This is a genomic window from Trichocoleus sp. FACHB-40 (assembly GCF_014695915.1).
In the GTDB taxonomy this organism is placed as follows: Bacteria; Cyanobacteriota; Cyanobacteriia; order Cyanobacteriales; family FACHB-T130; genus Funiculus; species Funiculus sociatus.
Map to the genome: position 1 here is coordinate 1 of NZ_JACJPF010000063.1, position 12,379 is coordinate 12,379.

Consider the following 12,379-nt stretch of genomic DNA (forward strand, 5'->3'; position numbering starts at 1 on the left):
TCCTTTTGTTCAGGGGTCATAGCCGCTCCTCCTACGAATGCAGTTCACACTTCTGTTGACGCTCTACCTATTATCCTCTCTTGATAGTAGTTTTACAAAACCGGGATGCTCCCTAGCTGGATTCTGTAGCGAAGAAGTGGCGGACTTTATAGCCCCAGCTATAATCACCAGGATACTCGTTCACTGGCATTAATTCGATGGCATTTATTCCCAGTTCGCTCAAGTAATCTAATTTAGCGATCGCGTCCACATATTTCCCCCGCTTGTGAGGATCGTCCTCACCGCCAGAAAAGTCCGCAACGTGCATTTCATAGATGACTATTTCGTGATTATTAGGCAAAAGTGTATCGTCGTTTTGCCAGACATAAGTATCAACTATCCTTTTGCCATCTTTTATCCGCACTACACCCTGTTTTCGCCCTTCATCCACATCTGTCGCGTAGGGATCTATAACATCCACCCATTGATCCGGTTCAAAATTCGGGCTTTTGGTTTGGACGCGGAATTTATATTGATAAACACCATCCTCCAGTTGTACATTGGTGCGAAAATAACCATCCTCACCTTTTTCCATCGGTATTTCTTTCCATTCAGAGAAAGAACCAATCAAAGCGATCACATTGTTCCGAGGAGCAAACAAGTTAAATTCAATTGAGCTTGCCATGTAACCTTTTTTTGATGTAAATCACTTAAGTTAAAACTTGCAATTTTTTCCTAAAGTTTTTAACTTAAGTTACAGTATTTCTTTAAGTTAAATTAAATTTTAATAATAATTCATCTGCTATACCTAAAGAAATACTTATAGTTAAAGCAAATTGTAATAATGAATACAATATTATTTACTCTCTGGATTATTATCGCAGTGTCCTATAAATACCAAGGCTTTTAAAACTTTAGACAGAGTTATTCAAAGAGAATAAATAACGCTCTAGAGAGAGGTGATTCGAGGAGTGAATGGAGAGGATTGGGACATAGAATATCAGCTCAAAGGAGCTGAAATATGAATAAATTACAATGGATTCCTCTTATCTCTACCCTTAGCATTGGTGTTGGTTTCATCATCCTGGCTCATCGCTTTGCAGCGCTTATTGTCTACTCGCGACTTGTTTAAAAAGTAAATTTTACCTGATTGAAGTTAAGGAGTGTGACGTGATGAAACAAATGTGCTGGTTGCCTGTAATGGGAACGAGTGGGGAGAAAATATTGCACTTACGAACTGCACCTAATCAGCCGTGGCGACCTTATACAGCTTTTCCGGAATATGCTGTACCAGATTACGAAATCCCTGGAGGTTCTAAGGGCTGGGCAACTTACCAGAAATTAATGTCCGCCGGATGGAACTTAGTAGCTAGTATGCCGGGACAGCAACTGAAAAGTGCTTAAAGTCATCCGCTGATTTTAACCAAACGTAAAATTAAGTGGAAGATTTTTTATTGTAATCTTCACAGCCGCCTTAAGAAATTTATTAAAACTTATTTCAGGCGGCTGTTTATTTACATCTGCTGAGTTACTGCCAAACAAACACCTTAGCTTCGTAAGATCCCAAGTCAGTTATAATACCTTCTTCCCCAGCTTCAACATCATAATTACCCGTCCACTCGTGCCATGTTCCTGCTTCTGGGAAGTTAGGAACGTGATACCCACCAAGGAAGTTGTCGGAGAAATTCGCTACGACAACTACACGGGAACCTTCACCATTCCATCGGCTGTAAGCTAATACTTTAGCTTCAGGGTTTTCATGGATGAAATCAATGTTCTCGGTGTAGAGGGCATGATTGTTTTTACGAAGATGAATTAAGCCTTTGATAAACTCGAACAGACCACGATTTTCGTCATTACCTAGTAGAGTCCAATCAATCTTTGCTTGTTCAGTTGTTTTGTACTTGTACTCGCCAAACTCTTCACCCATCCAGAGGAGAGGGACTCCAACTGCTGTCATATTGATGACAGATCCCAACTTTCTCCGCTTAAACGCTTCCTCTCCCAAAATGCCGCGCTCGCCTAATTCTGCTAATACATGATTATGGTCATGATTTGTTAAGTAATTGACGACATTGGTGGCACCCATAAAGCCTTGCCGTTTGCAATCAATCACATCTTTGAGGCGTTCTAAATCAAAAGTGTCGCCGCAGATATGTTCGAGAATGCAGTGATAGAAGCTGTCGTGCCAGCAGCCATCCATCGGCCCATCTGCATTTGTGATGCTGGTAGTTTCCGGAATGTGTTCGGCAACAGAGTAAAAGGGTTTCATGCCAGCAGCTTTTTTGGCTTCTTGAACTGCCCAGTGCATAAAGTCGTAGTTAGCAATTTGTCGGGCAGCATCAAAACGAAGCCCATCAATGTGATACTCTTCAATCCAAAAGCGGATAGTGTCACCAGCAAATTTTCGGGCTGGGAACGTGTCCAGATTTTCGTCGTAAAATTCGTAATTAAACTCTGGCCCCCAGTTATTATCTGGGTCACGCGGCGAGTGGTGATACCAATAATCGTGGTCAATTTGTGTTAGCGGACTTTCGGCTTCTGAGTGGTTATAAATCCCGTCCATGATGACGCGGATTCCACGGGCATGACACTCATCAATCAGATGCTTTAAGTCTTCCGTAGTGCCATAGCTGGATTCTGTGGCAAAAAAATAGCGGGGGTTATAGCCCCAGCTATGATCGCCCGGATATTCTTTTACGGGCATCAGTTCAATGGCGTTAACTCCCAGGTCGGTGAGGTAATCTAACTTCTCAACAACGTGTTTATATTTGCCTCTGGCGTATTTGTCATCTTCCCCACCGGAAAAATCGCCTACGTGCAGTTCATAAATAACTAATTCTTTATCCGCAGGCAGTGGTTTATCGTCATGCTGCCAAACGTAGGTATCGACAATTTTTTCACCATCTTTAATGCGTACAACACCGTTTTGGGTAGGGTTATCTATATCTGTCGCGTAGGGGTCAACAACGTCTATCCATTGATCCGGTTCAAAAAACCATGATTTTGATTGGACGCGGAATTTGTATTGATAAACTCCATCTTCTAACTCAACCTTGGTACGAAAATAACCATCTTTATCTTTTTCCATTGGGATGTCTTCCCAATTAGAAAAATCGCCTATTAAGGCGGCTCCTTTGTTATAGGGGGCAAATAAATTAAATTCAATGGAAGTTGCCATATAAGTGTCTGGAATTTCGGGTAAAAATTGCCTACAACAGTATTTTCCACGTCTTCATCTCGCTTGGGAATCAATCTTGAGATAGAAAATGGCTTTATCGGGAATAATGGTTAGGGAATAAGAGGTATTAGAAACTAAAGGTGATTTAGGATAGATTTTGGCTATTAATGCTGAATATGGCTAAATCAAGGAGCGATCGCGCCATAAAAAAAAGCCGGACGACTAGAAGTCGCGGCTAAATAAAGCCAGCCAGCCTGCGTGGGCTAGTGGGTTATATGTTACAAACTCAACCACGCGATCGCGTGTCTGATCCAATCTTCTGCATTTTGGCTTTTAGCCAGCAGCGCGTCTTGACTCACAGCAGAAAGTGCTTGGACAACCTCACTGCTGCTATATCCCAAGGCAAGTAGTGTCATCTCCACATCTTCTAAAATTCCAGGTGGAGGCCCAACTGCGGCACTGGCAGCACCAGCAGATTGTCGCCATTCTGCAAGTTTGGTTTTGAGTTCTAATGCTAGACGTTCTGCGGTTTTGGCACCGATACCGGGAGTTTTGGCTAAGGCGCGAGTGTTGCCATTGACGATCGCTTGCACTAAGTCTTGCAATCCCAGAGTGTCTAAGAGGGCGATCGCACCTCTGGCACCAATGCCACTCACGCTTAAGAGGGCGCGAAATAGATCCCGTTCAGCTGCCGAGGCGAAGCCATACAGGATGATTTGGTCTTCCCGAATTTGCTGGTGCGTAAAGACTTGAACAGTTTCTCCTGCTGCTGGTAACTTATTCACCAGGGTCGGAGGGACTTGCAGTTCGTATCCAATTTGATTAACTTCCAGAATTAGAATAATGCGATTGGCGGTGCTTTTCTGGATACCAGCTACCGTTCCTTTGAGATAAGCGATCATGGGGTTGTATCCCGACGACTAAAGTCGCGGCTTTCGCGTACAAAGTCCGCCTGCGCGGACTTTTAATATTAGCCGATGCCAGTCTGCTCTCGCTACGGCTTGGTTTATGTAGCGCCGGACTTTAGTCTGAGGGCATTTTTGGCAGAGTTCTATCCTAAAAAGCCAAAGTTCTTCAGACCTTCTAGAATACCTCCAGCACAATAGGCTTTAGCAAAATAGCGATTGTCAGAAGGATTGGCTTGATGCCACTTCAGCAGTTCTGGCTGAGCATTACCTACAATGATTCCCCGTGTTTCACCTGACTCAAACATAGATAAATCGTTGCCGGAATCACCACAGACAACGGTTTGAAGCGGAGAGATTCCAAAGTTTTCCCGCAAAAAGGCTGTTGCAGCTCCTTTGTTACCGCAGCGAGGTAGAATGTCCAAGTCCTTGCCGCTGCTATACACTAGTTTGACATCCAGCCCCCGCTCTTGCAATAAATCTTCAAGCTGGGGGAGAACTTCAACTGCGGCTTCCGGACTGAGGAAGTAACTAGCTTTGAAGGGGCCTTGTTCTGATTGTGGTTGGGGAACTAGGTCAGAAAAGTGTGCAGTGGTGGCAACGACGCGATCGCGATCCCAATTTTGTGAAAGGCGTTTTATCCAATCGGGATCTGGCTTATCGCTGCCGTTATGATAAATTTCCGTACCCACAGATAGAACCAAAACATCAGGTTCTATTAACTCTCTTTCAGTTGCGAGTTCCTGGTAGAGAACAGGCGATCGCCCCGTGGCATAAACAATCTTAGTTCCGCATTCTTCACGATGCTTACTCAGGTGGCGGTTCAATTCTGCCAGAGCGTCGTCATCACCCACTAAAGTATTGTCTAAATCGGTCACAAATAGAAATGGCTTCACGTTCACATCGCTCATGGCTACGGATTTAACTTTTGGATTATTTTCCTATGCAGGCGCTATTAATGGTGCTGTGCGGTAAAAATCGCACTATCCATCTTTGTCAATTAACAATAAAAAAGCCTGGAAGTATTCAAAACACTCCCAGGTTGGAAATTGAGGTTACATGATGCCAGACATTAAGCAAAATTGATTCTAGATCAAGCCCCAGAAGTGCAGAAAACCTTGACCTGAAAAGATTTCGATAAGAGCAGCGGCTAAAAAGCCAATCATAGCTAGTCGCCCGTTCCAAATTTCGGCTTGAGGATTGAAGCCATATCTCCAAGCGTTGCGGTCATCCATCACGGGAGGTGTTATTGTCTTTGTCTCTTGCATGGTGGAAACTCCGTCGCTACTTGCTACTTTGTTAAGCTTTATATGCTTATGTAACTAAATGTAACGTTGACTGGGGAGAGTGTTCTCTATCTCAGGGTAGAGACTGCAAGCGATCGCGCCAGCAGTTAAAACTATCTTTATCACCCACAGAAAGTTAATTTTGCTCAATTTAAGCAATTCCTCAATTTAAGCGATGCGCTATACGTGCTTTTGTACACAGGATTATTTTTATAAGCTCGATTAATTTATCCTTTGGGCATGAAATTTTTTCGCAAACCCACATCTTCCTGGTTGCCTCAGCTAAATTCTCAAGTTTGGATTCTTGCGGCTGGGCGATTTTTATCAGGAGTTGGCACTGGCTTTACTTTGTTTTACGCACCCATCTTTTTTGTGAATCAAGTGGGGCTATCCGCCACTCAAGTAGGTATTGGCTTGGGTAGTGCCTCCATTTCTGGTGTACTTGGGCGCATTTTGGGCGGTTCGTTTGCGGATTCGCAATTTTGGGGACGCAGGCGCACGCTGTTACTTTCAGCCGCGGTTTCGGCAGTTTCTTCACTTGTATTAGCTATAAGCAACGATTTTTACATTTTTGTTGTGGGTAACTTGCTCATGGGTATGGGCATGGGTTTATACTGGCCGGCTACTGAGTCAGTGGTAGCAGATTTGACCCAAGGAGAACAACGAAATGAAGCTTATGCAATCACGCGACTGGCAGATAACCTGGGTTTGGGGATAGGAATTGTATTGGGGGGTGTATTAATTAGCACTACTGGGGCTTATCGAGAGCTGTTTGTAATTGATGCGATTTCGTTTGTGGTGTTCTTTGGGGTGATTTATGTAGCGATCACAGAAACTTACAAGCCAGGAGAACAGGAACAACAAGCATTAAGCAGTTGGACATCTGCACTACGCGATCGCCGTCTGTTAATTTTTTGCTTAGTTAATATCATTTTCACCACCTATATCTCTCAAACCCAAAGTACAATGCCGCTGTACTTCAGCAATTTCTTGCTTGTAGGATCTGGGAAAGGTTTCTCACCCACAACAATTAGCGCCTTATTTACCTGGCACCTAGCCTTAGGTATTATCTTACAGTTGCCAGTTGTGAGAATATTTAAACGTTTGAGCCATCCCTACGCTTTGTGTATTTCCGCCTTATTTTGGTCTTTGGGATTCAGCTTAATTTGGTTCACAGGTGTAGCCGCATCTAACCAGCTATTGTGGGCAATTTTAGCAATGGGAGTGTTTGCGATCGCTGTCGTCTCCTACACACCCTCTGCGTCTTCCCTAATTACAGTCTTAGCCCCCGAATCTCAGCGTGGCGTATACTTCTCTATAAATTCCCTTTGCTGGGCGATTGGCTATTTCATTGGCCCTCCCTTGGGTGGCTGGGCATTAGATCAACCGCCAGTAGTGGCGCATGGTTTCTGGCTGGGTTTGGCGTTAAGTGTAGCCATTACAATTGCGATTTTGCAGTATCTTAACCGGATTTTAAACACAAAGAACCAGAGGCAAACGTAAAGTAACGCAAAGGTTCTTTGGGTTTAAAAAAGCTATTGGCGGCGTTCTTGCAATTTGCGGTATACGTCTCGCAAATCAACCTGATGATGAGCTAAAGCAACCAAGGTGTGATAAAACAAGTCAGCAACCTCACCTGCGATCGCTTCTTTATCATCATCCTTGCAAGCCATCACCACTTCAGCTGCTTCTTCACCAATTTTTTTTAAAATCTTGTTATCACCACCAGCAAATAGCTTGCAAGTGTAGGAAGTTTCAGTTGGATTGTCGCGGCGATCGCAAATAGTCGCAAACAGTTCAGATAAAGTATCCGCTGGCGGCGGCACTTTTTCGCCATCTACTTGATGAAAACAGCTGCGTTCGCCAGTGTGACAGGCAATATCTCCCACCTGTTCCACACTGATAAGCAGCGCATCGCTATCGCAGTCATAGCGAATACTTCGTATTTTCTGAATATGACCGGAAGTTGCCCCCTTGTGCCATAACTCGCCGCGAGAACGGCTCCAATACCATGTTTCGCCCGTTTCCAGAGTTTTTTGTAACGACTCCCGATTCATCCATGCCATCATTAGCACAGTGCCATCAAGATAATCTTGCGCGATCGCACTCACCAGTCCCTGCTCGTTGTAGCGGATTTTATCAACCGGGATGGCTTGACTTAAAGCAGAAGGTTCAACTGGCATTTTCAGAATAATAGACTCGCCTTGTACAAGATATCATTGTGCAACCGCCAGATGTTCAACACAATTTTGCTGCCCCAGAAATTACCCCTATTTTTGGCTAAATTAATAAGAAGGCGCAAAAATTGGTTCCAGGCATTTGCCAATGGTACTGTTAAGGTTTGCCGATTCACTTCTAACCCCTACCGAGCCACCTTGTGAGCTTTAGACTCTTCTGCGTACCATTGAACCGCATTGAACGCAGCCTGATACAAGTCTTGGGCTGCCTCAAAGAGGCGAGAGCAGATACTTAAGGGTTAAATCCTGATTCTTTCCTAGGAAATGAATTGGTATTGACCTCAGTAGGATAATTTAACAACGTAATCTTTTTGAGCAATACTCGCGCCTATCTAGCGGCAGAGATTTTATCATCAAACGGAGGAAATAGCATTGGTTACTTCAACAAATTTGAAAACTAGCAAATCAGAAGAAATATTTGCAGCCGCTCAAAATCTGATGCCAGGAGGCGTTAGTTCACCTGTAAGGGCATTTAAATCGGTGGGAGGACAACCCATCGTCTTTGACCGCGTAAAAGGAGCATATATTTGGGATGTCGATGGCAACCAGTACATCGACTACGTTGGCACCTGGGGGCCAGCGATTTGTGGACACGCCCATCCAGAAGTTATCAGCGCCCTTCACGAAGCGCTGGAAAAAGGCACCAGCTTTGGTGCGCCTTCAGCGCTGGAAAACGTACTGGCAGAGATGGTAATTGATGCCGTACCCAGTATTGAAATGGTGCGTTTTGTCAACTCTGGGACAGAAGCTTGTATGGCAGTTCTGCGCCTGATGCGGGCTTTCACCGGACGGGACAAGGTAATTAAATTTGAAGGCTGCTACCACGGTCACGCCGATATGTTCCTGGTAAAAGCAGGTTCGGGCGTTGCTACCCTTGGCTTACCCGACTCTCCCGGCGTTCCCAAGGCAACAACCAGCAACACTCTCACCGCCCCCTACAATGAACTGGAAGCTGTCAAAGCTTTATTTGCGGAAAACCCCAACGAGATTGCAGGGGTGATTCTAGAGCCTGTCGTCGGAAACGCTGGCTTTATTACGCCTGATGCTGGTTTCTTGGAAGGCTTGCGAATGCTGACTTCTGAAAATGGCGCATTACTCGTATTTGACGAAGTGATGACCGGATTCCGGATTGCTTACGGTGGCGCACAGGAAAAATTTGGCATCACTCCCGACTTGACAACGCTGGGTAAAATAATCGGTGGTGGCTTGCCAGTCGGAGCCTATGGCGGACGGCGCGATATTATGTCGATGATTGCTCCAGCAGGGCCCGTGTATCAAGCTGGAACCCTTTCCGGGAATCCTCTGGCAATGACTGCTGGTATCAAGACGCTGGAGTTGCTGCAAAAACCGGGTAACTACGAGAATCTAGACCGGATTACCAAAAAGCTCAGCGATGGATTGCTGCAAATTGCCCAGGAAACTGGTCATGCTGCTTGTGGCGGTCAAATTAGCGGGATGTTTGGCTTGTTCTTCACTTCTGGCCCAGTCCACAACTACGAAGATGCTAAAAAGTCTGATTCGAGCAAGTTTAGCCGTTTCCATCGCGGGATGCTAGAACGTGGCGTTTATCTAGCACCTTCTCAGTTTGAGGCTGGGTTTACTTCCTTAGCACACACTGAGGAAGATATTGACCGCACTTTGGCAGCTGCGCGTGAGGTAATGTCGAGTCTATAGACATGATTGCTTTTTAAACGCTCTCGTAACGCAAAGGATATCGCAGAGGAACGCAAAGAAAGTTAGCCTCTGCGTATCTTTGCGTTTAAAATCCTTCTCTCAAGTTGTTCGCTGCGGCGGGAAGATGGGGTACTAGGAGTGGATGGTTGTCGCCACAGAACGAAGGGAATGCTCAAGACTCCCACAATCATCACAATTCCCGCCGTTATCCAGACAATCAGGCGGTTAGGCTGAAAGTTACCCCGCTCAATTTGCCAAAAAACCTGGTTGTAGCGCCACGCTGATAATGGGATAATTAGAATGCCAGCAATTACTAACCCTACACCCAAGCTTTGGGAGCTGATGAAGGGTTGGGAGATAGCATCTTGACCTGTAACAGCTGATTGTAACTCGTGCAGAAATAAACCAAAACGAGCGATCGCAAATCCAAATCCAATCAGCGCAATAGAAGTTCGCAACCAAGCCAGGAAGGTACGCTCGTTGGCTTGGTGTTCTCGTTGTCGGTCAATTTTCGGCTCCTGCCCATTCGACATCTACATCAACTTCTGTATCGTGGGCATTGTACTAACGATAGTTAGTAAATTGTAGGGCAACTGGCAAATCTTCCTGCTTCAAACGTTGAATTATTTGTTGCAGTTCATCTTTTGATTTCGCCGAAACCCGCACGGAATCGCCTTGAATGGAGCCTTGAATTTTTTTAAATTCGTCTCGAATCAATTTGGTGATTTGTTTGGCGATTTCCTGGCTGATGCCTTTACGCAGCTTAATTTCCTGGCGAACGCGATTACCACTGGCTGATTCAGTTTTGCCGTAATCAAATATCTTCAAGCTCAGGTTACGCTTGGCTGCTTTGGTTTGCAAAATTGTGTGAACCGCATCCAAAGTAAATTCGCTGTCGGTATTAACTGTAATAGCCTCTTCGCCTAACTCTATGGTTGTTTGAGTGTCTTTAAGGTCAAAGCGACTTTTGATTTCCCGTTCGGTTTGGTCTACGGCATTAACTAATTCTTGCCGATCGAAATCGCTGACAATATCAAAAGAGTAGGTTGCAGCCATAAAAAAGTTGTTTGTTAATTGTTAATTGCTATTGGCTTGCAGCAGGCTTAATACAATGAGGGTACCACTGGATAGGGAGCCGATGGCGAACATGAGACTTCGCGCTAACGGAACATTCAGTATATAAAAAACAGAGTATAACAACCTGGCTACAACGAAAGCGATCGCTGCCCATGCTGCCAGTGACGAATTCACCCCCGCCACATAAGCCATCAGGGAAGCCGCCGCGAATATCATAAACGCTTCAAACGAGTTCTGGTGCGCCCAGGTAGCTCTTTGTCCATAGGGAGGCAGCTTGTCAAACATGGCGCGGGGTGCCGCCGTGTCATACCCCACGCTAGCACGGGCGTAGCCTACCACCAAAAATGGTAGATAAATCAGGACTGCGGCTGCGGCAATGCAGTCCAACAAAACAGTTGATACAGGGAAATTTATCATTTGGTTGTCGAGACGATAGCGACCCGTCCTCTTAATCAAAGTAGAACAACGTCACCAATTTGCGTTGATCTTCCGCATCCTGACAAGTTTTTAGCAGGGTGTGGCTGTCGTGAAATGCAAAACAGATGAGTTGCTGACACCGGGAAACAATCTCTTGATTGCACAGAGCGCTAGCTTCAGCGAGGGATAGATTGTCATTTTCGGGACTTTCTACCAAGTGCATCACCTGTTCTAGCTGTTCTCGCGATTCCCGTGGCTGACGTTCCAAACTTTGGGGCAAAATCACCGTCAGCAGGCTAGCATCGGCACGCATGGCACCGCGTATGGCGGCTAAATTAGTTCCCGTAGCACCGGAAGTGAGTAGACGATTGCCGGATAAAACCAGGGCATAACTCATCATCTCAATCAGATGCTGGTGAGTGATGGGAACATGACGCGACCCCAACAAAGCAATCCGCTTGGCACCCGTTTGTTGGATTGTCGCAAGTTCTTGCGCTAAGGCATCGACCTTGGGTAGGTCTATAGATTGGCTCAAAGACGATTTCTAGCTGAACGACCATAAGATTTTAACAGACCTAGTAACTGTTGCGATTCACTTTCAGCGGTTTTGTTGCTAATTAAAAAGTTAGGAGGGGAAAGTTATGAGTTATGAGTTTTGAATTACCAACTCGTCACTCCTAACTTTTTCCATTCCCCTTGCACATTTACTGAAGCCTGTGTTATATTTATAAATCGTCGGACGGACGCATAGCTCAGTTGGTTAGAGCACCACGTTGACATCGTGGGGGTCACTGGTTCGAGTCCAGTTGTGTCCATTAATTTCGTTTAGATTTAACAGCTTTTGTTGTCATTTAAAGTTTGATTTTGCCGCTCCGGCAAAGCTATGCCTGAAAACCATAGCGGCAGAACTATGCCTGAAAAAAAATGACGAGAAAATAGATGTAGACGATCGACTATCCTCATTCACACTGAAAGCTCACAAGCTACTTAGAGTAGATTGAAGCTCTTGCTTATAGAGTAGCCGAACCTGCTGATAACGAAAATAGCCGGGGTTACTAATCAGTTCACACACACGGGACTCGCTTGGGTATTCTCCTGATTGCTGGAGTGAGACGATCGCCTCTTTAATTTCTTGACAACACTGCTCAATAGCAGCTAAGTGACTCATACGCATATAATGGCGGCGTTTCGTGACAATTTTGTGGCATAGTACAGGGAAATGCCTTGAAAGAACTCGTCTATTAATTTTCAACTGTTCCGCTATCTCTGTAATTGTTGGTAGTGGTTCTTCTACTTGGGACAAAATGATGCTCAGGGTATTTTCAATATGATTTAAATCTAGCGTTCTCGGAGATGAGCGCGTTTTCTTAGAATATTCCATCTCAAACTTCAGCTTTCGAGCATGGATAGTTGATAGATTGAAATCTTGCGTAAAGAACTGAGATAGAGAAATTTTAAAATTATAGCAAATTTGTATTAAAGCAGATAAAGGGGGACAGTTTTTCCCGCAATAAGCTGTTGTGCATTTAAATTGTGATAAAAGCATTACCTTTGTTTTTGAGCTTTCGTCCCCACTTAATAACCAGCTCTCCTTCATTTAAAAGCCGATGTAATAAATACTCT

13 protein-coding genes, 1 tRNA gene and 1 pseudogene are annotated in these 12,379 nt (G+C 44.8%); 4 read left to right on the plus strand and 11 right to left on the minus strand.

From position 1 onward, the window contains the following. Positions 1 to 115: 115 nt before the first annotated feature. Positions 116 to 664 (minus strand): annotated as a pseudogene (locus H6F63_RS14840) (alpha-amylase); the annotation flags it as partial. Between the two features lie 485 nt (positions 665 to 1,149). Between H6F63_RS14840 and H6F63_RS14845 the strand changes: the two are divergent. Next, positions 1,150 to 1,383, plus strand: a complete 234-nt coding sequence (locus tag H6F63_RS14845; RefSeq protein ID WP_190638384.1) for a hypothetical protein — start codon at positions 1,150 to 1,152, stop codon at positions 1,381 to 1,383. Positions 1,384 to 1,507: 124 nt separating this feature from the next. Here the strand turns inward: H6F63_RS14845 and H6F63_RS14850 are convergent, their stop codons facing one another. The 4 genes from H6F63_RS14850 to H6F63_RS14865 all read right to left on the minus strand — a co-directional run bounded on the left by H6F63_RS14850 (position 1,508) and on the right by H6F63_RS14865 (position 5,333). After that, complete coding sequence (locus H6F63_RS14850; RefSeq protein WP_190638385.1) at positions 1,508 to 3,160, minus strand: alpha-amylase family glycosyl hydrolase; 1,653 nt, start codon at positions 3,158 to 3,160, stop codon at positions 1,508 to 1,510. 278 nt (positions 3,161 to 3,438) lie between these two features. Continuing rightward, a complete protein-coding gene (ruvA, locus tag H6F63_RS14855; protein WP_190638386.1) occupies positions 3,439 to 4,062 on the minus strand; it encodes a Holliday junction branch migration protein RuvA in 624 nt (207 codons plus the stop codon). Between the two features lie 149 nt (positions 4,063 to 4,211). After that, positions 4,212 to 4,976, minus strand: coding sequence for a sucrose-phosphate phosphatase (locus H6F63_RS14860; protein WP_199298050.1), 765 nt, complete (start codon positions 4,974 to 4,976; stop codon positions 4,212 to 4,214). Between the two features lie 177 nt (positions 4,977 to 5,153). Continuing rightward, positions 5,154 to 5,333: a chlorophyll a/b-binding protein gene (locus H6F63_RS14865; protein ID WP_190421312.1), complete on the minus strand. Its 180-nt coding sequence runs from the start codon at positions 5,331 to 5,333 to the stop codon at positions 5,154 to 5,156. A 258-nt stretch (positions 5,334 to 5,591) separates the two neighbouring features. Here H6F63_RS14865 and H6F63_RS14870 point away from each other — a divergent pair, with 258 nt between their 5' ends. After that, complete coding sequence (locus H6F63_RS14870; RefSeq protein WP_190638387.1) at positions 5,592 to 6,854, plus strand: MFS transporter; 1,263 nt, start codon at positions 5,592 to 5,594, stop codon at positions 6,852 to 6,854. A gap of 32 nt (positions 6,855 to 6,886) precedes the next feature. Here H6F63_RS14870 and hisIE read toward each other — a convergent pair whose 3' ends face one another. Beyond that, positions 6,887 to 7,534 (minus strand): bifunctional phosphoribosyl-AMP cyclohydrolase/phosphoribosyl-ATP diphosphatase HisIE, encoded by a 648-nt coding sequence (hisIE, locus tag H6F63_RS14875; protein WP_190638388.1) that lies wholly within the window; start codon positions 7,532 to 7,534, stop codon positions 6,887 to 6,889. A 426-nt stretch (positions 7,535 to 7,960) separates the two neighbouring features. Between hisIE and hemL the strand changes: the two genes are divergently transcribed. After that, positions 7,961 to 9,262 (plus strand): glutamate-1-semialdehyde 2,1-aminomutase, encoded by a 1,302-nt coding sequence (hemL, locus tag H6F63_RS14880; protein WP_190638389.1) that lies wholly within the window; start codon positions 7,961 to 7,963, stop codon positions 9,260 to 9,262. 62 nt (positions 9,263 to 9,324) lie between these two features. Here hemL and H6F63_RS14885 read toward each other — a convergent pair whose 3' ends face one another. Genes H6F63_RS14885 through H6F63_RS14900 form a run of 4 tightly spaced genes read right to left on the minus strand, consistent with a single transcriptional unit; the run spans position 9,325 to position 11,291 of the window. Beyond that, positions 9,325 to 9,795: a DUF202 domain-containing protein gene (locus H6F63_RS14885; protein ID WP_190638390.1), complete on the minus strand. Its 471-nt coding sequence runs from the start codon at positions 9,793 to 9,795 to the stop codon at positions 9,325 to 9,327. Between the two features lie 31 nt (positions 9,796 to 9,826). Next, the gene (locus H6F63_RS14890; RefSeq protein ID WP_190638391.1) at positions 9,827 to 10,318 is read right to left on the minus strand and encodes a YajQ family cyclic di-GMP-binding protein; all 492 of its coding nucleotides are present in this window, start codon (positions 10,316 to 10,318) and stop codon (positions 9,827 to 9,829) included. A gap of 21 nt (positions 10,319 to 10,339) precedes the next feature. Continuing rightward, on the minus strand, positions 10,340 to 10,756 hold the full coding sequence (locus H6F63_RS14895; protein WP_190456093.1) for an MAPEG family protein: 417 nt from the start codon (positions 10,754 to 10,756) through the stop codon (positions 10,340 to 10,342). 31 nt (positions 10,757 to 10,787) lie between these two features. Next, positions 10,788 to 11,291 carry a DNA recombination-mediator protein A gene (locus H6F63_RS14900; protein WP_190421326.1) on the minus strand — a complete coding sequence of 168 codons (504 nt, stop codon included), beginning with the start codon at positions 11,289 to 11,291 and terminating at the stop codon, positions 10,788 to 10,790. 206 nt (positions 11,292 to 11,497) lie between these two features. On the opposite strand from H6F63_RS14900, the gene H6F63_RS14905 reads away from it, so the two are divergent. Continuing rightward, a tRNA-Val gene (locus tag H6F63_RS14905) sits at positions 11,498 to 11,571 on the plus strand. 161 nt (positions 11,572 to 11,732) lie between these two features. On the opposite strand, the gene H6F63_RS14910 is transcribed toward H6F63_RS14905, so the two are convergent. Beyond that, on the minus strand, positions 11,733 to 12,137 hold the full coding sequence (locus tag H6F63_RS14910) for a hypothetical protein (RefSeq protein WP_190638392.1): 405 nt from the start codon (positions 12,135 to 12,137) through the stop codon (positions 11,733 to 11,735). Positions 12,138 to 12,379 lie beyond the last annotated feature (242 nt).